This is a genomic window from Bacillus sp. LQ16, from assembly GCF_057784645.1.
Window position 1 is genome coordinate 2,878,876 of the sequence record NZ_CM173491.1, and the last position, 21,245, is coordinate 2,900,120.

The following is a 21,245-nucleotide window of genomic DNA, read 5'->3' on the forward strand; positions in this document are numbered from 1 at the left end:
TGCTTTCCATCCTTATTATTTAGCTAACTTTTGAAGTTCATCAAAGAATGTAGGATATGATACACCTACTGCTTCTGCATCTTCAATAATTGTTTTTCCTTCTGCCAGGCAGCCAGCAATCGCAAGCATCATTCCGATGCGATGATCACCATAACTATTTACTGTATTGCCTTTTAGAGCTGATTTTCCGTAAATGATCATGCCGTCATCAGTTGCTTCTATGCGAGCTCCTAGTTTCGTTAACTCAGCAACGACTGTATCAATACGATTTGTTTCTTTTACTTTTAATTCGTGTGCATCTTTAATTACTGTAATTCCTTCCGCTTGCGTTGCCGCTAATGCGATTACAGGAATCTCATCGATTAATCTAGGGATAATATCTCCGCCAATTTCAATTCCTTTTAATGAAGATGTTTCAATTGTAATATTTGCAGCTGGTTCTGATGCCCCTTCGTTAATTATATCTACAGTGAACGTAGCACCCATTTTCTCTAAAACATCAATAATACCTGTACGAGTTGGATTCATTCCTACATTTTGTAATACTAGTTTACTATTTGGGATGATTGCACCTGCTACTAAGAAAAATGCTGCTGATGATACGTCACCTGGCACTTGAATGTCTGTTGCTGTTAATTTTTGTCCACCTGACAGCTTCACTGTTTTCCCTTCGCGATTTACTTTAACACCAAATGCTTCAAGCATTCTTTCCGTATGGTCGCGTGAAATATGTGGTTCTGTAACAGCTGTTACACCTTCTGCACGAAGACCTGCAAGTAAAATAGCTGACTTTACTTGTGCACTTGCAACAGGAGAAATATATTCAATTGCTTTTAAATCTCCGCCACGTATTGTTAGCGGTGTAAATGTTCCTTCTTCTCTGCCGTCAATGTTTGCACCCATTTGTTTTAATGGGTTTGTTACACGCTTCATCGGTCTTTTTGCGATAGACTCATCACCTTGTACGCAAGAGAAAAATGGTGTGTTAGCTAATATACCTGACATTAATCGAATTGTTGTACCAGAATTACCAACATCTAATACAACTTTCGGTTCTTGTAAACCTTCTAATCCTTTACCAACTACAGTAACTTCATCACCGTTTTGCGTAATTTCTACTCCCATTTCTTTAAAACATGAAATAGTACTTAAACAGTCTGCACCGGGCAAGAAACCTTTAATTGTTGTTTTCCCTTCTGCAATCGAACCGAACATAACAGCACGGTGTGAAATGGATTTATCACCTGGGATTGTAATATTGCCATTCAATCCGTTATTAACAGGTTGTATTGTTCTTTCTTTCACGTTTTTCACCTTCTCATTTAAATTGTTTCATAAGTTTGGTATTCTTCTTCTCCAAGCGCTAGCTTCGCTTTCATACGATCTTCTTCCCTTTGGAAACTAATACGTAATACCCCAAGCAGTCCTTCACGCGCTTCTAATATTTGCAAGTTCGTAATACTAATTTCCTCGCGCGCTAAAATACTCGTAATATGAGCCAATGCCCCCACCTTATCTAATACATCAACGTATAAGTCGTGATAGGCAGGAATTGCACCACTCTTTCTTACTGGTAAAGAATCACGGTATTCCTTCGCATCTGCAAAATAGTTTTGAATCTCGCCTGCATCTCCGGTAGAAACTGTCTTATATAAACCTTCCATTTCAGAGATCCACTCTTTTAATAATACCATTAAATGCTCTCGATTTTGCTTTACAATATCACTCCACATTTTCGGACTACTAGATGCGATACGTGTAATGTCTTTGAAACCTCCAGCAGCGAGTTGATGAATGAGCGGATTATCTCCTGCATGTTTCTCAACTTGCTTTACTAAACCTGCTGCGATAAGATGCGGGAAATGACTAACAATCCCTGTTACATAATCATGTTCTTCTGTATTTAAAACAAGAAAATGAGATCCTGTTCCTTTTAACCATACTTTAAGGTCTTCCACTTGTTCATTTGGTACATGATTCATCGGTGTTAAAATGTAAAACGCATTTTCAAATAAATGCGCCTTTGCGCTTTCAACTCCCGTTTTATGAGAACCCGCCATCGGATGTCCCCCAATGAAAGAAACTTCCTTTGAAAATAAAGCTTCCGCTTCGTTCATAATAGACCCTTTTGTACTACCAACATCAGTCACTATAACATCTTCTCGTAAACGGAATGACGCAAGTTTGTGTAATAGCTTCTTCGTTTCTTCAACTGGAGAAGCAAAAATAATTAAATGTGCCTCTTCACATGCATGCTGTAAATCAACTGCTACTTCATCTACTACGTGTAATTCTTTTGCACGCTCTACTTGCTCTTTAAATATATCGTAACCTGTTATCGTTACATCGTGCTCTTTCTTAATCGCTAATGCGAGAGAGCCTCCTATTAAACCTGTTCCAATTAATACTACCTTTTTACGCATTTGCCTCATCTCGAGACTTACTTTTTTTGTTTTCAAAGTGTTGTTTTAACACTGAAATCACTCCTTCATTTTGCTCCCTTGTTCCAACTGTAATACGGACACCATTTGGGAATGGACGAATAATAAACCCTGCATGTGCACAAGCTTCATAAATCTCTCCTGCATTCTCAACTGCCAAGAAGATGAAATTTGTTTGTGATGGATAAAATGGAATTTCATTTTCCTTACAAAAGCTTTCGTATTGTTGTAATCCCTCTGTATTCACACGAACTATTTCTTCAATAAACTCGTTATCACCAAAAGCAATCGTAGCTGCTTTTTGCGCTAATGAAGATACGTTAAATGGTAAACGTACGATATTTAATTTCTCAATTAGCTCTTCCTGTCCGATCGCATATCCAACGCGGAAAGAAGCTAATCCGTATGCTTTAGAAAACGTTCTAAGTACAAGAATGTTTTTATGTTTTTCTAAAAGCGGTAATGTCTCAGGGAAATCTTTTGCTGTTACGTATTCATAGTACGCTTCATCAATGACAATTAACGTATTTTCACTAATGCCTTCAATAAATTGAGTTAATTTTTGCTCATTCACATATGTGCCCGTCGGGTTGTTCGGATTACAAATCCATACGATTTTCGTATTATTATTTACCGCTGACAAAATTTCGTCTAAATCGTATACACCGTTATTTAAAGGAATTTCTTTCACTTCACAGCCTTCAATAATCGCATGATGACGGTATTGCGGGAATGTTGCACCTGCTGTTACAATGTTATCTCCCGCTCGTAATACGGCGCGGCTTATTATTTGAATGATTTCATCTAAACCACTACCACAAAGTACTTGTTCCATTTGCACATGCAACTTATCCGCGATTGTTTGACGGAGCGTCGTAGCACCTCCGTCAGGATATAAAGCATGTTCCAACCAAGATTTTTGCAACTCTTCTAAAACTCTCGGTGAACAACCGAATGGATTTTCATTCGATGCTAATTTCACAAACGAATGATCTCCGTACACTTCTTTCATTTGTTCTGGTGATTTACCTGGTTTATATGGTTGTAATGATGATAGTTGATCTTTTACTTGCACGTTAAACCCACCTTTTTATTAAAATTCTTTTGCGTAGTTATTGTGTTGCATAATGTTTTGTTTTAATAATTCCATACGATCTTTTCCGAATTGTTCGACTAGTGCATCTGCAAGTTCCCATGCTACAACAGATTCAGCTACTACACCCGCTGCTGGCACTGCGCAACTATCAGATCTTTCAATACTCGCTTGGAATGCTTCCTTCGTATCAATATCAACGCTTGCTAACGGTTTGTATAATGTAGGAATTGGCTTCATAACGCCTCTTACGACAATTGGCATACCTGTTGTCATACCGCCTTCTAAACCGCCGGCATTATTCGTTTTTCTCGTGTATCCTTTTTCTTCATCCCACAGAATTTCATCATGCACTTTACTTCCTGGTTGTCTTGCCGCTTCAAAACCTACGCCAATTTCAGCACCTTTAAATGCATTTATACTCATAATTGCACCAGCAAGTTTTGCATCTAATTTACGATCGTAATGAACGTAACTACCAACGCCAATAGGCATACCTTCTGCAATAACTTCCACAATACCACCGATTGAATCTCCGGTACTTTTTGCGTTGTCAATCGCATCCATCATTTCTTGCTCTACTTCTTTATCTAAACATCGAACTGGTGAGTTTTCAGTTATCGTTTGAATTTCTTCAATCGGTAAGTTTGAAATATGTTTTGCTTTTACTCCACCAATTTCAAGAACATGTCCTGCAATTTTTACGCCTAATTCGCTTAAAATTTGTTTTGCAACTGCACCAGCAGCTACACGAACTGTCGTTTCTCTTGCAGATGAGCGCTCTAATACGTTTCTTATATCACGATGACCATATTTAATTGCTCCATTTAAATCCGCATGTCCTGGACGTGGTTTTGTAATTGTACGTTTCATGTCTTTACTTTCTTTTTTAGAAATTGGCTCAGCACCCATTACTTTCGTCCAATGTTTGAAATCATCATTTTTTACGATTAACGTAATCGGTGATCCAAGTGTCATCCCGTGACGAACACCACTTACAATTTCAACTGTATCTGTTTCAATTTGCATGCGTCTTCCGCGTCCATGACCTTTTTGTCTTCTTAATAATTCTTTATTAATATGTTCCGCCGTAAGTGTCAAACCTGCTGGTACACCTTCTAAAATAACTGTTAACTGCGGTCCATGTGATTCTCCAGCTGTAATGTATCTCATTTCTCTTGCCCCTTTACTATTTTTTTGTACAAAAAAGTCCCTACTGAGCGCTCAGTAGGGACGATGTTTATCGCGGTACCACCCTAGTTGTAGACAACTGTCGTCTACCTCTCTTCTTCTTTAACGATCGTTTGACCGTCTTCCCCTCCATAAGTTGTCGAGAAAGATGCTCCAAGGCTGTAATTCATGCTTACCTTTGTACTGATTCACACCAGCCATCAGCTCTCTTTAACAGTGAGATAAGCACTACTGTTTCCTCTTCAACGCATATATGATATGGAATTAAGATAATTTATTTTTGAAACCTTTTAACTCATCCATGAATCTATGGAATTCTGGAATGTCCATTTGTTGTGCAGAATCTGACAATGCAACTGCTGGATCTGGATGAACTTCAGCCATTACTGCATCTGCGCCAATTGCAAGTGCCGCTTTCGCTGTTGGTAATAATAAATCTCTGCGTCCAGTTGAATGTGTTACATCAACGATAACTGGTAAATGTGTTTCTTTCTTTAAAATTGGTACTGCAGAAATGTCTAATGTGTTACGTGTTGCTCTTTCGTATGTGCGGATACCGCGCTCACAAAGAATAATTTGATCGTTACCTTGCGCAATGATGTATTCCGCTGCGTTAATGAACTCATCAATTGTTGCTGCTAATCCACGTTTTAATAATACTGGTTTGTTAACTTTACCTACAGCTCGTAATAAATCGAAGTTTTGCATGTTACGTGCGCCAACTTGAATTACATCAACGTAGTCTAATGCCATTTCAACATCGTTCGGATTTAAAATTTCACTAATAATTGCTAAGTCGAACTCGTCTGCTACTTGACGTAAAATTTGAAGTCCTTCTACTCCTAAACCTTGGAAATCGTATGGAGATGTTCTCGGTTTGAATGCACCACCGCGCATTAATTTTAAGCCTTGGTCTTTCATCGCTTGCCCTACTTGACGAACTTGCTCTAAGCTTTCTACTGCACAAGGTCCCATGATGAACGTTTGTGTTCCGTTTCCAATCAATTCACCTTTTACATCAACGATTGTATTTTCTTGTTTCTTTTTACGTGATACTAGTAACGCTTTACGGTTATCATCTTCTTGTAACTCTAAGCTTGCTTTGAAAATCGTTTTGAAAATATGTTGAACTGTTGATGTTTCGAATGGTCCTTCGTTATGCTCTGCAATCATATCAAGTACTTCACGCTCACGTACTGGATCAAAGCGTTTCGTACCTTGTACTTGCTTTTGCTCTCCAATTTTTTGAACGATTTCACCACGTTTGTTTAAAAGGTGTAATAGTTGTAAGTTAATTTCATCTACCTGTTTACGTAATTGATCTAATTCATGATTTGCCATTTGGAAATCCTCCTCTAATGTTTTAAAAGTATAGTAAGAGAATAAAAGATTCTCTATTTTCTGAACTGGCTAATTATACAAATTTATAGTGGAATCGATACCTCTTCTTATTTTAAACTAATAATTCGTACAAAGACATGAACTACTAGTTAAAAAGCCACTTTTTTGTACAAAAAAGCCCTACTGATCCAATCAGTAGGGACGATATTTATCGCGGTACCACCCTAGTTGTAGACTTCTTTCGTCTACCTCTCTTCATTGTTAACGATCATCTGACCGTCTTTCCCTTCATAAAGACAATACTATCTTTACTACGAAAAAGATGCTCCAGGACTGTAATTCGCTCTTGTTTTTGTACTGGTTCGCACCAACCACCAGCTCTCTGTTACAGGGAAACAACAACTACTGCTTTTCCTTTCAATGCATGACTATTTTATTTTCAAGTTGGACCACTAAAATACAAAAAGTCCCTACTGAATAAATCAGTAGGGACGATATTTATCGCGGTACCACCCTAGTTGTAGACTAACTTTCTGTCTACCTCTCTTCACTGTTAACGATCAATTGACCGCTTTTTCCTCATAAAGACAAACTATCTTTATTACGAAAAAGATGCTCCAAGACTGTAATTCATGATTATCCCTGTACTGGTTCACACCAACCACCAGCTCTCTGTTACAGTAAGACTAACCACTACTGTGATCTCTTCATTGCACTTTGTTTATTCAAATGTTTTTGAAATTGAATAAGTATGATTCGTATTATAGAACGCTTTTCAAAACACTGTCAACAACTTTTTATATATTTTTTAAAATTCCACTTTCGTCCTATAATTCTTCTTGTAAATCACCCATTACAATTCCTATGCGAATTATTTCATTTTCTAGTAAATGTAAAACATATTCCTCTACTCCATACTGAACTAATAATTCTTTTATTTTTATGATTTCTTTTTCAAATAAAACGGCTTCTTGACATGTTTGTAGTAAAATAAAAAACACATTTGCAAACATTTCTTTATGCGCTTTCATACTTTCTTTCTTATGAAGCATTTCAATCAATAACTGCTTCATTTCCTCACCTGTACATTTACCATTTACACTTGAAAATGCACGAGACATAATACATAATCCTTTTTCTAATATTTCATCCATGTATAAAATAATACGTAAAAGCATTACATATTCTCTCGCTGTTATCTCACCCATTTTTGGTCGTTCTCGCAAAAATACACTGAGCCAAGCTGTCCAAAATTTTTGTTGTTCTTTTACACTTAATGTTTTGACGTAATAGCATAAAAACTGCATAAATTTAATTTTATTTTCTTCATTTTCTAATACGAGTAAAGGGTATAACCAATCTGTTTTTTGCTCCCAATATAGTACACATTTAATAAATACAAAGCTAAGCCACTTCAAGAAAGCTTCCCTCGTATGCGGATGTAATACTTCCAAATGTTCTATCGCATACTTAATAAAACGCTTCATTTCTGTAAATAAAGGTAAATTTATTTGCGTGTAACATAAACCAGCCCATGCATATTCCGTAATTTCATTTTGTTTTTTTAAATCTAAGTATGGTAACAAATATTTTCGGCACCATTGCTTTTCAATATGATATAGAAATGTAATATCTGCTATTAAACGAGCAAACATAAAGTTTGTTCGTACTGAATTAACTCTTACTTGTTCTTCAAATAAAAATAAATATTCATATACATTACGATCGTATAAATGATCATATGATAACAACTTTAATAATACAGCCGTCATTTTTCCAACAGGATGCTGAATTGATTCATTGTAAAAATCTTGTTTTCCAAGCTTAAAATCCGTATCACTCTTCATAACTTGAGGAAATACTGAAAAAGCAAAGCGTTTTACAACACGTATACTATTCTCTTCTAACTCTTCTAGTCGATTACTAATTTCATATAAAAAACTACTAATTAACCAATGAAAAGCAGTATTTCTAACAAATTTCTGCAATAACGGAATAATTTTTTGGATTTGATCATTTGTCAATCCTCTGTTATTTCGCCATTCTCTAATACAAACAAACCATACTTCATTACTTATTTCTTGCACTCCTACTAATTGATATGCGAATGAAATACTCCACTCTGTATTCAATTTACATGCTTTTGATAACATCTCTAAAAAATGGCGTTGTTCAAAAACACCATCTTGCGAAAATTGCCGAACTTGCTTCATAATTTCAACATCTTTCAGCTGCAATAATCCGTCAGCTGTTACATTACAAGTAATGCTTTGCGCTGTATCCTCTTTCTTTTGTACACTGTATCGTTCAGAATGAAAATGAGGATGCTTTTGCTTCATTAACTCATACCCATTTGCCGTAGATGGACTATTTGAATCACACTTGAATAATAAGTCTAATACGAGACATGCATCAAATACTCTCTCTTCTGTAAGACGCTTTATTACAGTTCGAGTGACTTCTTCTTTTGTTTTTTCCAAACAATTTGCATAATGACTTTTTAAAAGTTGGAAAACTTCATGTTTATAAGTGAAATCTAAAAGAAGTCCTTCCTGTAACAACCATTTCATTTTGTCATCTACACGAACAAAAATATTTTTATTCATCGCATCAATTGCAATTCGCTTTTGAAGTACACTATTCGCTTCTATCATTTCTGTAATATAATAATCCGCTTTTTTCTCATTGTTTTCACATAAATAAGTTAGACACTCTTTTACAATTTGTATTAAAAATGCAAGATCATTTTGATGAAACTCTTTTTCTACATCTTCCGTATTTCTTTTTTTCAGTGCCGTTTGTCTTAATGACAACATTCTCAATTTTTCTAATCCAATCATCATAATTGGAACAGCATAATAGGCGATATATGGCCTCATCTTTTCATTCCAAATTTGCTCCACATGAGAAAATGTTGATACTGGTAAGCGACTCGATTCCTCGAGTTCTATTGCTTCTTGCGTATCATTTCCCCATTTTCTTACACGTTTCAACTTCAGCTTTCCGTCTAAAATAAAAGTTAGTAACAATAACGCAATTTCCTTATGCTCAGGAAAAGAACATTTTTGCAGTAACTTAGAAATCTTTTCTATAGAGCTACTATCTTTTTCAGCAGTTTCTAATAAAAGGAGTGTCCACCTGGCAAACAACAATGGGTCCATCTTACTCTTCGTTTCGTTTAAGTAGTTACAAATTGTTCTCCATAATAACGGTGATATTTTAGAATAGTTTTTATAAATTAATTGAAATAATTCTATCTGATGACTAAAAAGAAATTGTTCCACTAACCATTCTGCAAGTAATTCATCTACTTCATTATAGTTTGGCGTAAGCATAAACAAATTTTGTAATTTACCTTCTGCTTCTAACCATTCGACCCATTCATAATCGTGAGCAAATTCCACAAAGTAACGAACTGTTTCAATTTTTTTAATTGATTGCTTTATGTATGATAATTGTTCCTGTTCTACTGACGGGGGAACCGTTACAATATCCCGAATACGCATTCTTTTCGTAATATAATTATCACCCATTAATTCCGCCCAGCGTTTTACCGCTTTTACGAGGGATTGATGATTATTCACTTTATTCGGATACACAATCGGTCTTATCCCCAAATGTTCCCAGTGGTACGTATTTTCTCCTTGTGCGACGAAAGCAAATCGTCTTGTACTTGGTGGTAAACCAGTTGCTAAATATTTCATTACTGGGTCATTATGACTATATCCAACGAATAAAACGGTGTAATTTGAGAATAGATCGACTAAAAATCTTCTCGCCCACCCTTCCGTTAAGTAAGCCCTTCCAAAATCACCGTCTGTTAAAATTAAAGCCTCTTTCTCCTGTTCTACATTACCATGTATATAAGCAAGACCTTTAAAAGCTCTCCCAGTCGGTAAAGCTGGAGCGTAATAAACATTGATATCTCTATTTATTTCTTTAATTGCAGTTGTAAAATGTTGATCAAAATTTGTTGTTACAATGCGGATATCTGTATCTAAAGGAAATAACCTTGGAATTGCATAATGTAATGGATTCGGTTTTGATTTCTCTATATGAACAAGATCTCTTGCGACTTGATGTACATCTTTTGTTTTCGCAATTTTACCAAGATAATAATCATGTGGTTCTGTTATTTCACGCTTTTCGACATATAACGTTTTTGCAATTTCATCAACTAAATCATCAAAATTTGGTAAGTTTGATTTCCCTTTCATAGAAACTCCCGCTCCAACAAATAACACTAACTTTCCTTGCTCAATGTGATCAATTAACTCATCTGGAATTTCTACTTCTGAAGTAATCCACATCCTGGATTCCCCCTTACCTAAAAATGTCATACACTCTCATTTTACTATAACATTTTTTCGTTATTTTTATAATATTTAGACTAAATTCCGAACATGAAAAAGTTTTATGTAAATAAATCCGTTACAATGTATGAACTCCAGAATTTATTGCAAAACTATGTATAAATCGGAGGTGTAAATTTTGAATGATTTCACAGTAGTGCTTATCAAGTTTATATCGTGCATTATCGCATTTAGCATTGGGCTTGCTTTATTTTTCCCTGCAACGTTTGTTCAAATTATTTCATTCAGTCTCTTTGTTACAATCGTATCCTACATGTTCGTTGATAAAATTATTTTAAATCGAATTGGCAATACTGGTGCCATTATGTCGGATTTCTTATTAACATATTTAAGCGTATGGATTTTCGGTAATATTTTATTAGACAACTATATGCAAATTGCATGGGGCAGTATCCTTTCTGCCATCGTCTTCACTTTATCTGAAGTAATCGTTCATCGCTTCTCTAACTCTCATACAAGGCACAACAATGATAACATTCGTATTAATCGCCGCTTTGCATATGGTACGGAGTTTGCTGAAGAACAAAATATATTGGATAAAGACAAGAAAAAGTAACATTTTAATGCAGGAGCACCCTTTTTAATTATGTGGTGCTCCTTTTTTGTATATTTTTATTATGGTACGTGAAATTATATAAACGATTATTTCAAAATATCGACTTACCAACAATATTTGACGCTATTTTTCTAATAAAAAAACTGCCTCTTATTTAGAGGCAGCCACTTTCAAGTCTTTTAATGCAACAACATCCGCAAACGCTCCCAATACTGTGTTATGATGTTTCACAATATCTTCAGCACGTAACACTTCTGTATTAAATGTACTATGCGCATCACTCACTAACGTTACTTTATATCCTTCACTACATGCTCTGCGCGTTGTCGTATCTACACAATACTCTGTTTGCATTCCCGAAAGAATAACGTGTTCAATTCCTTTCTCTTGTAACACTTCGCTTAAGTTTGTCTTATGGAATGAATCTGGCGTCGTCTTTTCAACAATATCATCCCCTTCTTGCGGAGTGATTGTTGCATGGATTCGCCATCCATCCGTACCTTTTTCTAACGGATGGTCTTTAGGACCGTTATGTTGGACATAAATAACTGGAATATCATTTGAACGACATTCCCCAATAAGCTCTTGCAATGTTTGTAAAAACTTTCCCCCATTATGTACTGGCATTCCAGCTGTATACATACCGGCTTGCACATCAATTACGATTAATGCTTTTTTCATTTCACACAGCTCCCTTCGTTTATATAAGCCATTGCATATTCATTATAATTGTTTGTATTCCATCATCCAACAATCTTCTAGTTCCCCCTCATGCAGCTCATGTTCCTTTAAAATCTTTACTTTTTTAAATCCGCATTTTTCATAACACTTTATCGCTCGTTCATTATTTACTTTCGGATCCATTGCGATTGCTTCTGCTCCCATTTCACCCATAATGTATGTAATTGCTGCCTGAACGAGTTTTTGTCCAATTCCTTTTCCCCAATAGACTGGTTCACCGATAAATTGATCCATTCCCCATACATTTTGTGATTCTTTATAGCCATATATCGCTTTCCACTCTGAATCAACTGGGTACATTTGTATGTAACCAATCGGAACGGTATCAAATTCTATTAAACATCTATTTTCATTACTGTTTGGATTATGCATAAAATGATCAAGCACCTTTTCTACAGATTGCGGATTATCTCGCCCTTCGTAATACCGCAGGACTGCTGGGTCCGTTAACCATTTAGAAATGATAGCTGCATCATTTTCCATTACGTATCTAATCAATAAACCTTCTTTTTGAAAAAGCATATTATACCTCTATTATTCCTTTATATTTTTTCTTGATGTTACATCTTTCATTGCACCTACTAATGCATATGGTAGTAATGTAATCGCAAAAAATGCTGTAAATACGTTAAATTGCGGGATTGTATAGAGTGTGAACCATTCAGTGAAAAATTGAGAATTTAATATTCTATTAAAAAACTCTCCGCCTGGCCTAAAGTTTGGTGCCCACGCAGTTATTTCACACAAAATAAACAGTAACTGAACAATAAAAAATGCCCCTAGATAACGAAACCAAGTCCGTTTCCATATAGGTTGTGCATTTTTTAATATATCCCCCATCTAATCCCCTCCTTAAATATTCATCATATTAATTATACACTTTCCTCACTTTATTTGTTAAAATTTTCTATATAATTAATACCGTTTGGGGAATACATTATGTCTAAACCTATACTTACATCCACTTTAATCATTCTTAGAGGAAACTCCGCAAGTGGTAAAACAACGATTGCAAAGCAACTACAAGAACATTTCGGACAAGGTACACTTTTAGTCTCTCAAGACGTCGTGCGTAGAGATATGTTAAGAGTACACGACACGATGGGGAACTTATCTCATGATCTACTATTTGAAATTACGAAGTACGGAAAAGGAAAATGTAAGTTTGTTATTTTAGAAGGTATTTTAAACAATCGTAGATACGGTGATATGTTGAAAGAATTAATTCGTTATTTTGATGGAAATGCATATACATATTACTTTGATTTATCACTCGAGGAAACCATTAGACGACATAACACAAGGGACAAACGACATGAATTTGGTGAATATTCCCTTCAAAAATGGTATAATCCGCACGATACAATTGAAGTTGCTAGTGAAACTATTTTTACAGATAATTTTACACAAAAAGATATATTTGATGCGATTCTTAACGATGTTGCGATACAAAAACAAGACTAATATAATATGTTAGTCTTGTTATGTACTTTGTGTTTCCGTTTTTATAATTGAACAATCTTGACATAAATAAAAATAGATATTCATTTCCCCAAACTGGAAATCAACTACTGAAATAAGTTCACGTTCCTCGATATCTTGTGTAATTGTAGCAACATACTTCATCTCTTTAGAACAAGTTGGACACGCCAAATCCTCTGGAAGATCCGCATATAATGGTGCCCCTAATAATCTACATACATATTCAGAACCGAACAAGTCAAAAGCTTCCCAGTAACTATCTTCATCTGTAGGTATATCTTCATTTTTCATATTTATAAGCTTTACCGTTGTTTTTGGTAATGAAACTGGTAACTTATCTTCCTCTTCCATTATCCATTCTTCTGTATTTTGCTGCTTTATGATTTGAACTGTTTTACCTCCATCACTTAACTGAAAATATTGCGGTTCCCACACCATCGCGCAGTTCAAGCATGAAACGAATGGTAAAATATTTAGTTCATTACTTTTAAGTTCAGCAAGTCTCCCATCTTTTAAATCAAAACAGAGAATTTGATGCATCTTCTCACCGCATAACTTACATACTGGCAAATTACAATCTTGACCGCCAAAGTAATGATTATATGAACCTCTTCCTTCAATTACTCTATACCCTTTCCGCTCATTACAATGTGCGCCATATAATTCTATTGTCATATTCTATCCTCGCCTTTTATAAGAATGATTCACAAAATGATAATAATTAAGACTAAAAAACATCGTCTTCCTGAATAGTTTCCATAATAAATTCTTTTAAACTCGGAGATATTTCTTCCATTTCGTCATCCGCGTGATACCAAATATATATTTTATCATCCGTTTTTCCATTATTTATTTTAAAGCACAATTTATCCCCTGAACCATCGTCACCAATTATGATAAGATTTTCTGGTATAGACTCATCTCTCATGTCAATGTTTTGTCTAACAATATCATCCCAAGTTTTCGTTACATTTCTATTATCTTTAATCGGATATAGTATCCATTCCCCTATTTCAGCATTATTAACTAATTTAATAAGATCCCTATATTGATTTGGGAAAGCAACACCTAGCTTTTCTTCCGTTTCTTTTATTTGCAACTCCAATACACCTTGTTTCTTTGTTTCAATATATTCTCTTACTTCTTTCATGAAATACACCTATCCTTTGAACTTAATTACACTATTATGAGTGAAAGTGTTTAGTAAACGATTTGATCCGATTTATATATTTCATTATACGTTAACCCTTCGTTTTCAACATACTATTCTTCTCTACTTCTCAATAACCTTCTGTTCTACTTCCTTACCTCATTCTTAATAGTTTTTCTAAACATGAGACAATTTTTATGTTTTATTACAGGTTTATTAATAAGTCATTTAAAAATCCTATTATACTTCCACTAAAAAAATAAAAGCCAGCCTCAATAAAGAGAACTGACTTCTATTTGGATCATTATAGTTACTATAAAATTTTTACTTTAACAGTTTTTCTTCCCCAATTCATAGCTTTACTTTTTGACCCCATTAATACATCAATACGATTACCTTTAATTGCGCTTCCAGTATCACCAGCGATAGCTTCTCCATAACCTTCTACCCATACTTTAGATCCTAATGGGATTACTTTCGGGTCAACTGCGATAATTCTCATATTCGGATTTGCCGTTAAATCATGCCCCATCGCAGTTAAAACGCGTCCACCATATGTACCATTTTCACTTGGATCAGCAGTATACGCTGTCGCTACTACCGTTAATTCACGTTTAGCAGACTGTATATTGTTTTTTGATACTTCTTTCGCTCTCTCTTCTTCTTTAGCCTGTGCTATTTCTCTTGCTCTTTCTTCTTCCTTAGCTTTTGCTATTTCTCTTGCTTTTTCTTCTTCTTTAGCTTTAGCTTTTGCTATTTCTCTTGCTCTCTCTTCTTCTTTTGCTTTTGCTTTTGCTATTTCTTTTGCTTTCTCTTCTTCTTTAGCTCTTGCTATTTCTCTTGCTTTCTCTTCTTCTTTAGCTTTTGCTATTTCTCTTGCTCTCTCTTCTTCTTTTGCTTTTGCTTTTGCTTTTGCTATTTCTTTTGCTTTCTCTTCTTCTTTAGCTCTTGCTATTTCTCTTGCTTTCTCTTCTTCTTTTGCTTTTGCTATTTCTTGCGCTTTTTCTTCTTCTTTAGCTTTTACTTCTTCTTTAGCTTTTACTTCTTCTTTAGCTTTTACTTCTTCTTTAGCTTTTACTTCTTCTTTAGCCTTTACCATTTCTTGCGCTTTCGGTTCTTCTTTAACTTTTACTTCTTCTTTGACTTTTGCCTCTTCTTTAGGCTTTACTATTTCTTGCGCTTTCGGTTCTTCTTTAACTTTTACTTCTTCTTTGACTTTTGCCTCTTCTTTAGGCTTTACTATTTCTTGTGCTTTTACTTCTTCTTTAACTTTTACTTCTTCTTTAACTTTTGCCTCTTCTTTAGGCTTTACTATTTCTTGTGCTTTCGGTTCTTCTTTAACTTTTACTTCTTCTTTAGGCTTTACTATTTCTTGTGCTTTCGTTGTTTCTTTCGCTTTTGCTACTTTCTGCGTCTTTACTTCTTTCTTTTCTTTAACTGATTTTTGTACTTTCGCTACTTGCTTCGTTTTCTCTTCAGTTTTCTTTTCAGTTGGTGCTGTACTTGATAGGAAAGAAACGTTTGCATAAGCAATTTTTCCTTTATACTCAAATTCCAACCATCCGTCTTTTACTTGATGCGTTGATTCAATTACATCATCTTTTTTTAGTCTGCCAAGAATTTCTGAATCTGTGTTTGCTTCGGTACGTACATTTAACAAATTCGCCGTTACATGATACACATCTTTTGTAAACTCCGAACTTACAAACACTTCTTTACCGTTCAATTCAATTTTTGACCAGCCATCTTCGGTATTGATGACTTTTAACTCTTGCCCATTCTTTACTTTTTCGACCACTTTTGATTCTGTAGTCGGTTTTTCACGTACGTTAAGTACATCTGCTGTTACGATTGTTTCTGCGGTAGCAGTTGTGGTAAACGCCCCCAATCCAAAAATAGTTGCTGTTGCTGCGCCAATTACTTTTTTCATATTAGCCTCCATTATATTTTTTTGAATTTTATCAAATGTCTCTGTAAAATTGTATAATTTTACATAATATCAAAACATTTGCAACAGTATATTAATACGGCTTAATATACTGTTATTAAAACTCCTCACTTCAATACTAACAAATTCTCATTTCTAATTCTATATATTATAAATCTCCTTATCTTTTATAAAAGCTTCATGCCCTTCTTCACACTAAATAGTTGTTGCAATTCCCGCCAAAAATAAACTTACGATTGCTAAAATTTGAGTAGCGACTATAGCCCCTCTTAAATGAAACTTATAATCTTTATATCCTTTCATACCTGCCGTACTAGGAATCACAACAAACCTTGGAGTAATCCAGCAAAAAATTAGCCAATCAATTATAAGTAAATCTACTAAATTGAAAATCATTAAAATACCAAAAGTGTGTAAATAAGCATCCATATACATTAATTTTTCATGCTTATGTAATATATATGTAGAAACGAAAGGACAACCGAAAAGAATAGCATTGTATACAATATTAAAGTAAATGGTTTGCTTTTTTTCATGAATCGATTTTGGAAAAACTACTTTTTGAATATCTTTCGGATAATCAGTTAATGAAAGTCGAGGATTATAATATAAGGACCCTAAAATCATTACGGATAGTACAATAGACATGATGACACCAACGTACATCATTTGCTCAAATTGATTCATATGCTTCATTCACCCTTTTCTGTAATTACTATGTTAATCATTCACTTAATTACACATTGTATGTACGTACATAATCAAAAATTAACATCTAGCTTTAATAGTGAAGCAAACAGATGTAAACGTACTAAAAGCAATGATCGATCCAAATAATATCCCTTCTCGCAAAATTTTACTAAGCGTAGGTTTTACATCGGAGAAAGTTTGTGAGATTGATGGATTACCTGAGGAAATTTTGAGCACATACATATAATTACAAAAAGGCAGTGCTACTTATGTAGCACTGCCTTTTTCTTTATTGGAATAATCCTTTTCCTTTATTCATTTACTTATAAAGTATTGTCAGTTCTTCTTTATGTTCTGTATTTCCACATTATAAATATTTCACGTCAAGGAGAGATGACTGAAATGAATAATCAAAAAATTGAACTTACTGGTCGTATCGTTACACCTAATGATCCTGATTATAATTCAGCGCGTGAAGAATTCAATACATTCTTCAACAAATTTCCGTTAATCATTATTTTTGCTCAAAATACGCAGGATGTAGTAAACGCTGTTCGCTGGTCAAGGCTACATAACGTTCCTATACGCATGCGCTCTGGACGTCATAATTATGAGGCATTATCCGTCAGTAATGCTGGTCTTGTAATTGATGTAAGTGAAATGAAGCAATTAGAAATAGATCACAATAATGGAACTGTAACTATCGGGACTGGATGGAGAAATATTTCTTTAATTGAAACACTTGCAGCTGAAGGATTAGTTGTGCCGAGTGGTGTTTGTCCTACTCCCGGGATTGCAGGTGTTACTTTAGGTGGCGGACATAGTATTCTCTCTCGTCCGTTTGGATTAACTCTCGATCATTTACTTGAATTAGAAATGGTAGACGCGAATGGTTGTATAATACGCGCTAACGCCAAGTGTAACTCCGATCTCTATTGGGCTTCGCGCGGTGCTGGTGGTGGTAACTTTGGAATATGTACTTCGTTTAAGTTTCGAACACATAAAATTAATACGGTAGGATTTGCAGAAATAAGCTGGGGGATATCAGATTTAAAACCTGTATTAACCTCTTGGCAAGAATATACGCTACCTTGCGCTAATAATCGACTTACAACTACTCTTTTTATGTCTGCAGGATTAGAACCATCATTATTAATGCAAGGTGTATTTCTCGGTTCTGTACAAGAATTGCAGTCGCTACTACAGCCATTACTAGAAGCCGGTTCACCACTGCAAGTAACTATCGAAGAAATACCATGGGCAGAAGCAGCAGCGAAAATAGCTGAGAAGCAACCTGCAACACCTTTACCATTTAAAAGTGTTGGTCCATATGTATATGAACTATTACCAGAAGAAGGACTATCCATTATCGATCACTTTATTAATAATGCACCTCCCTTTTCCACCACCTCCGTATTTTTCCACGGATTAGGCGGTGCTGTTGCTGAAGTGCCAAATGAGGCGACTGCTTATTTTTACCGAAAAGCACTATCAAACATGTCAATATTCGCTACTTGGGGGCAACCAGAAGGTGCTGGTGGAAGTATTCGATGGGTTGAAGATTTCCGTTTGGCAATGCTCCCCTTTACAAAAGGTGTCTACGTTAATACGCCTGACCTTTACATTAAAAATTGGCCAGATGCATACTTCAGTTGCAACTTTGACCGATTAATGGAAGTAAAAGCGAAATATGATCCGAAAAATGTCTTTAACTTTCCGCAAAGTATTCCGCTTTTTTAAACTATATACTCCACCTAATCTATCTAAATACAAAACATCCATTTTAAAAAATGGATGTTTTGTAAAAATAAGTTTACATAATATAATTATCAATTACTTATACCAAATAACTATTCAATCACCGAAAGTAAAACTTTCTCAAGCTCTTTTTTGAATAACATACTTTCGTTTATATAGCCATTCTTTTAATTGTACTTCATCCAAAGTTTCGTTCCCCTCTCGTAATCTTTCACACTATATTCGCTCGTTTTTCACAAAAGGTTCATTTTACATGAAAATTTATTTATTACAATAAAAATATACGGTATATTTTTAAGAAAAGGAGGATTTCAAGAATGAATCAAGAGGATAAAATTTACGCTGAAAAAGTGTTGAAAAATCTATTCATCGGATCACAAGTTGATGGATTACAATTTGGTATTTCTCCAGCCGCTATAAAGATTCATTTCACAAACTTTCACGACTCAGTTGATTATGACGGACAATTATATATCAATATCGAATCCAAATGGTGTTTATTTAATAAACCTCAAAAAAGATACCCATTAAATGAAGATGAATTTGAAGTTTATTCTGAGGAAGAAGAATATGAAAGAATATTTAAGATAAGAAGAAAAAAAGTTACCGATATACGACTCGGCTTAGAAAGCCCTCATTTAATTATTACATTAGAGAGTGGACAAATTATTTTTGTAAATGGTTTTCATGATTATTATGAATGTTGGCAATCTGGTGTTCTATGTGAGCAATGGCTTGTAGTCGCTGCACCTAGGAATGAAATCGCCACTTGGGCTCCCGATGAGTTTATCGATAAATAAACTGTCTTCACGAAGAAGAACCGAAGATATTTTATGAAGCAGTTACATCTTCAAAGTTCTTCATAAATTCTGATGAGCTGAATGAGTTAGCTTCAAAAATTGAACAAGCTACAGCAGAACAAAAGTACATGATCCATTATGGGGTTTAAATGTAATACAAAAAACGCTTAGGATTTCTCCCAAGCATTTTTTGTATGGTACTAATAAATTTATTCCTTAGTCATTTAGTCAATGCTTGAACCTTTTACAAGTGAGAGCACCCATATTAATCTAAATAAGCGTCTCATTTCCAATCTTCCAGCTAAACCATCTCCCATGCCCTTCTGTTTCTCCAACCGTTTCACGATATTCGTTTCCGTTAATATAATAATCAATATGAAGGTCACGATCCCACATGTTGTTATAAAGGTGGAATACATCACGTTTTGCGCCAATTTCTTGTATTTGTTTTTCTAACTTATGTTTTACTTGTTCTGGTATTTGATTTGCGACGTGTGTATGGAAAATACAAATAACAGCTTCTTCACTTATTTGTTCAATAATAGATGATAATAGCTCTACACCGTCTCCTTCTATGAATTGGACAGATTCATTTTTCACTAAAGATGCAGCTTGATCAAACATCTCAAGCCTTTCTTTATGTTCTGGCCAAATTAAAGCACGTAACCATAAATAATCTTCCTCATTATGTAAATCATTCACATGTAAGTCCAGTCCGATTCTTTCTACGACAGATGGGCTTTCTTTTAGAAAATGCGGTACATTCTCCCCTCTTATTTCAGAAGTTACATGCACATTTGAATTTATATTTCCGTACATTTCATCCGTCCCGTACGAATAACTATATTGGTCCCAGAACAGTTGCAACCCAGAACTTGTCCCAATTTCAATTAACGCTAACGGCTTCTTCACTTTGTTAAATATGTAGCAGAAACTTGGGTATAAGTATGCACACCGTCTTACTTCATTCGTTTGAACGAGTTTCGTTTGTAACAATGTAATGATTTCTTCTCGGTACTCTTTACAGAAATCTTTAAAATGATCAAAAGCTTTATTTAAATTTGTATCGGCATTTTCAACTAAACTACTATAATACGTTTTTAAATGATGTTCTTTCCCTGCTAACAATAAATAATGTACTGCACCTAATAGTAAGTTTGGGACTGGTTGACCTACCTGAGCAGAGGACGATAGTGTAAGTACTTCCTCATCTTCAGCAATTTTCATTGATAAATATTCATATAAATCACTTGACCCTTTACATTCCTTTATTGAAAAGTTTCGAAATAAGTTTGAAATTTGTTCTTTTGTACACATTAGAGTCCCTCCTTTTTATTTTTCAGAATAATCTTACCATTACAGAAAGAATAATCCCATAAAAAGGTACTCGATTTAGTCACTTAAGGATACGTAAGCTTTTTCGAGATAATTTCAAACTGTAATTTTTTTCTATTTATCACCTTAAAAGAGCTTGTTAAATAAGATTTTTAGCGAATAAAACGTTAAATAGTTTAAAATTATCAGATAACACTAGATATTTTAGTCTATTAATTATTATAATAGAGTATGAGATGGTTATATAATTGAGACAAAAAAGGTATACACCTAGGTGGGGCCTAGGCGGTGTTTCTCTTTTACGGCTTAGACATAGAAAACACCTACACTTTTTTGCCAATATAGG

General features: G+C 34.7%; 18 protein-coding genes, 2 pseudogenes and 3 other annotated features. Of the genes and pseudogenes, 6 read left to right on the forward strand and 14 right to left on the reverse strand.

Annotation, left to right across the window (positions count from 1 at the left end):
• Positions 1–15 precede the first annotated feature (15 nt).
• The 6 genes from aroA to AC3EMB_RS14530 all read right to left on the reverse strand — a co-directional run bounded on the left by aroA (position 16) and on the right by AC3EMB_RS14530 (position 10,376).
• Positions 16–1,305 carry a 3-phosphoshikimate 1-carboxyvinyltransferase gene (gene aroA / locus AC3EMB_RS14505; RefSeq protein WP_078401528.1) on the reverse strand — a complete coding sequence of 430 codons (1,290 nt, stop codon included), beginning with the start codon at positions 1,303–1,305 and terminating at the stop codon, positions 16–18.
• 17 nt (positions 1,306–1,322) lie between these two features.
• Positions 1,323–2,423, reverse strand: a complete 1,101-nt coding sequence (gene tyrA, locus AC3EMB_RS14510) for a prephenate dehydrogenase (protein ID WP_095690671.1) — start codon at positions 2,421–2,423, stop codon at positions 1,323–1,325.
• Positions 2,416–3,516, reverse strand: coding sequence for a histidinol-phosphate transaminase (gene hisC / locus AC3EMB_RS14515; protein ID WP_488517080.1), 1,101 nt, complete (start codon positions 3,514–3,516; stop codon positions 2,416–2,418). Before hisC ends, tyrA begins: the two co-directional genes overlap by 8 nt.
• 18 nt (positions 3,517–3,534) lie before the next feature.
• Positions 3,535–4,707 (reverse strand): chorismate synthase, encoded by a 1,173-nt coding sequence (gene aroC / locus AC3EMB_RS14520; protein ID WP_488517081.1) that lies wholly within the window; start codon positions 4,705–4,707, stop codon positions 3,535–3,537.
• Positions 4,708–4,760: 53 nt separating this feature from the next.
• Positions 4,761–4,980: a binding site (T-box leader), on the reverse strand.
• A gap of 9 nt (positions 4,981–4,989) precedes the next feature.
• Entirely contained in the window at positions 4,990–6,066 is a 1,077-nt protein-coding gene (locus tag AC3EMB_RS14525) for a bifunctional 3-deoxy-7-phosphoheptulonate synthase/chorismate mutase (protein WP_001273575.1), read from the reverse strand.
• Positions 6,067–6,260: 194 nt separating this feature from the next.
• Positions 6,261–6,496 (reverse strand) — a binding site (T-box leader).
• Between the two features lie 54 nt (positions 6,497–6,550).
• Positions 6,551–6,786 (reverse strand) — a binding site (T-box leader).
• Between the two features lie 107 nt (positions 6,787–6,893).
• Positions 6,894–10,376 (reverse strand): DUF4020 domain-containing protein, encoded by a 3,483-nt coding sequence (locus tag AC3EMB_RS14530; protein WP_140155494.1) that lies wholly within the window; start codon positions 10,374–10,376, stop codon positions 6,894–6,896.
• A gap of 181 nt (positions 10,377–10,557) precedes the next feature.
• Between AC3EMB_RS14530 and AC3EMB_RS14535 the strand changes: the two genes are divergently transcribed.
• Entirely contained in the window at positions 10,558–10,995 is a 438-nt protein-coding gene (locus AC3EMB_RS14535) for a YndM family protein (RefSeq protein ID WP_000997702.1), read from the forward strand.
• A 150-nt stretch (positions 10,996–11,145) separates the two neighbouring features.
• Here the strand turns inward: AC3EMB_RS14535 and AC3EMB_RS14540 are convergent, their stop codons facing one another.
• From AC3EMB_RS14540 to AC3EMB_RS14550, 3 genes are read right to left on the reverse strand one after another with little or no spacing between them, the layout of a single operon-like run.
• The gene (locus AC3EMB_RS14540; protein ID WP_488517082.1) at positions 11,146–11,676 is read right to left on the reverse strand and encodes a cysteine hydrolase family protein; all 531 of its coding nucleotides are present in this window, start codon (positions 11,674–11,676) and stop codon (positions 11,146–11,148) included.
• A 42-nt stretch (positions 11,677–11,718) separates the two neighbouring features.
• The gene (locus tag AC3EMB_RS14545; RefSeq protein ID WP_000898784.1) at positions 11,719–12,258 is read right to left on the reverse strand and encodes a GNAT family N-acetyltransferase; all 540 of its coding nucleotides are present in this window, start codon (positions 12,256–12,258) and stop codon (positions 11,719–11,721) included.
• A 12-nt stretch (positions 12,259–12,270) separates the two neighbouring features.
• Positions 12,271–12,576 carry a YfzA family protein gene (locus AC3EMB_RS14550; protein WP_000502339.1) on the reverse strand — a complete coding sequence of 102 codons (306 nt, stop codon included), beginning with the start codon at positions 12,574–12,576 and terminating at the stop codon, positions 12,271–12,273.
• Positions 12,577–12,675: 99 nt separating this feature from the next.
• Between AC3EMB_RS14550 and AC3EMB_RS14555 the strand changes: the two genes are divergently transcribed.
• Positions 12,676–13,200 carry a kinase gene (locus AC3EMB_RS14555; RefSeq protein WP_069355812.1) on the forward strand — a complete coding sequence of 175 codons (525 nt, stop codon included), beginning with the start codon at positions 12,676–12,678 and terminating at the stop codon, positions 13,198–13,200.
• A gap of 18 nt (positions 13,201–13,218) precedes the next feature.
• On the opposite strand, the gene AC3EMB_RS14560 is transcribed toward AC3EMB_RS14555, so the two are convergent.
• The 4 genes from AC3EMB_RS14560 to AC3EMB_RS14575 all read right to left on the reverse strand — a co-directional run bounded on the left by AC3EMB_RS14560 (position 13,219) and on the right by AC3EMB_RS14575 (position 17,003).
• Positions 13,219–13,893 (reverse strand): hypothetical protein, encoded by a 675-nt coding sequence (locus tag AC3EMB_RS14560; RefSeq protein ID WP_488517083.1) that lies wholly within the window; start codon positions 13,891–13,893, stop codon positions 13,219–13,221.
• Positions 13,894–13,945: 52 nt separating this feature from the next.
• Positions 13,946–14,368, reverse strand: coding sequence for an SMI1/KNR4 family protein (locus tag AC3EMB_RS14565; RefSeq protein ID WP_071732048.1), 423 nt, complete (start codon positions 14,366–14,368; stop codon positions 13,946–13,948).
• A gap of 313 nt (positions 14,369–14,681) precedes the next feature.
• Complete coding sequence (entB, locus tag AC3EMB_RS14570) at positions 14,682–16,298, reverse strand: cell wall-binding protein EntB (RefSeq protein ID WP_488517084.1); 1,617 nt, start codon at positions 16,296–16,298, stop codon at positions 14,682–14,684.
• Between the two features lie 213 nt (positions 16,299–16,511).
• The gene (locus AC3EMB_RS14575) at positions 16,512–17,003 is read right to left on the reverse strand and encodes a hypothetical protein (protein ID WP_001071236.1); all 492 of its coding nucleotides are present in this window, start codon (positions 17,001–17,003) and stop codon (positions 16,512–16,514) included.
• A gap of 97 nt (positions 17,004–17,100) precedes the next feature.
• On the opposite strand from AC3EMB_RS14575, the pseudogene AC3EMB_RS14580 reads away from it, so the two are divergent.
• From AC3EMB_RS14580 to AC3EMB_RS14595, 4 genes and pseudogenes are all read left to right on the forward strand, one after another.
• Positions 17,101–17,253, forward strand: a pseudogene (locus tag AC3EMB_RS14580) (GNAT family N-acetyltransferase); the annotation flags it as partial.
• A gap of 155 nt (positions 17,254–17,408) precedes the next feature.
• Positions 17,409–18,746 (forward strand): FAD-binding oxidoreductase, encoded by a 1,338-nt coding sequence (locus AC3EMB_RS14585; RefSeq protein WP_488517085.1) that lies wholly within the window; start codon positions 17,409–17,411, stop codon positions 18,744–18,746.
• A gap of 335 nt (positions 18,747–19,081) precedes the next feature.
• On the forward strand, positions 19,082–19,564 hold the full coding sequence (locus AC3EMB_RS14590; RefSeq protein WP_488517086.1) for a hypothetical protein: 483 nt from the start codon (positions 19,082–19,084) through the stop codon (positions 19,562–19,564).
• Positions 19,565–19,584: 20 nt separating this feature from the next.
• A pseudogene (locus AC3EMB_RS14595) lies at positions 19,585–19,713 on the forward strand (short-chain dehydrogenase); the annotation flags it as partial.
• A gap of 121 nt (positions 19,714–19,834) precedes the next feature.
• On the opposite strand, the gene AC3EMB_RS14600 reads toward AC3EMB_RS14595, so the two are convergent.
• Positions 19,835–20,881 carry a DUF2332 domain-containing protein gene (locus tag AC3EMB_RS14600; protein ID WP_071732045.1) on the reverse strand — a complete coding sequence of 349 codons (1,047 nt, stop codon included), beginning with the start codon at positions 20,879–20,881 and terminating at the stop codon, positions 19,835–19,837.
• Between the last annotated feature and the right edge of the window lie 364 nt (positions 20,882–21,245).

What these genes read in the sequence shown, in the direction of transcription:
- AC3EMB_RS14560 (WP_488517083.1), bottom strand. Translation starts at nt 13,893, where the DNA reads ATGACAATAGAATTATATGGCGCACATTGTAATGAGCGGAAAGGGTAT.
- AC3EMB_RS14565 (WP_071732048.1), bottom strand. Translation starts at nt 14,368, where the DNA reads ATGAAAGAAGTAAGAGAATATATTGAAACAAAGAAACAAGGTGTATTG.
- AC3EMB_RS14550 (WP_000502339.1), bottom strand. Translation starts at nt 12,576, where the DNA reads ATGGGGGATATATTAAAAAATGCACAACCTATATGGAAACGGACTTGG.
- aroC (WP_488517081.1), bottom strand. Translation starts at nt 4,707, where the DNA reads ATGAGATACATTACAGCTGGAGAATCACATGGACCGCAGTTAACAGTT.
- tyrA (WP_095690671.1), bottom strand. Translation starts at nt 2,423, where the DNA reads ATGCGTAAAAAGGTAGTATTAATTGGAACAGGTTTAATAGGAGGCTCT.
- AC3EMB_RS14545 (WP_000898784.1), bottom strand. Translation starts at nt 12,258, where the DNA reads ATGCTTTTTCAAAAAGAAGGTTTATTGATTAGATACGTAATGGAAAAT.
- AC3EMB_RS14590 (WP_488517086.1), top strand. Translation starts at nt 19,082, where the DNA reads ATGAATCAAGAGGATAAAATTTACGCTGAAAAAGTGTTGAAAAATCTA.
- AC3EMB_RS14525 (WP_001273575.1), bottom strand. Translation starts at nt 6,066, where the DNA reads ATGGCAAATCATGAATTAGATCAATTACGTAAACAGGTAGATGAAATT.
- AC3EMB_RS14575 (WP_001071236.1), bottom strand. Translation starts at nt 17,003, where the DNA reads ATGAATCAATTTGAGCAAATGATGTACGTTGGTGTCATCATGTCTATT.
- AC3EMB_RS14585 (WP_488517085.1), top strand. Translation starts at nt 17,409, where the DNA reads ATGAATAATCAAAAAATTGAACTTACTGGTCGTATCGTTACACCTAAT.
- entB (WP_488517084.1), bottom strand. Translation starts at nt 16,298, where the DNA reads ATGAAAAAAGTAATTGGCGCAGCAACAGCAACTATTTTTGGATTGGGG.
- AC3EMB_RS14540 (WP_488517082.1), bottom strand. Translation starts at nt 11,676, where the DNA reads ATGAAAAAAGCATTAATCGTAATTGATGTGCAAGCCGGTATGTATACA.
- AC3EMB_RS14600 (WP_071732045.1), bottom strand. Translation starts at nt 20,881, where the DNA reads ATGTGTACAAAAGAACAAATTTCAAACTTATTTCGAAACTTTTCAATA.
- AC3EMB_RS14555 (WP_069355812.1), top strand. Translation starts at nt 12,676, where the DNA reads ATGTCTAAACCTATACTTACATCCACTTTAATCATTCTTAGAGGAAAC.
- AC3EMB_RS14530 (WP_140155494.1), bottom strand. Translation starts at nt 10,376, where the DNA reads ATGTGGATTACTTCAGAAGTAGAAATTCCAGATGAGTTAATTGATCAC.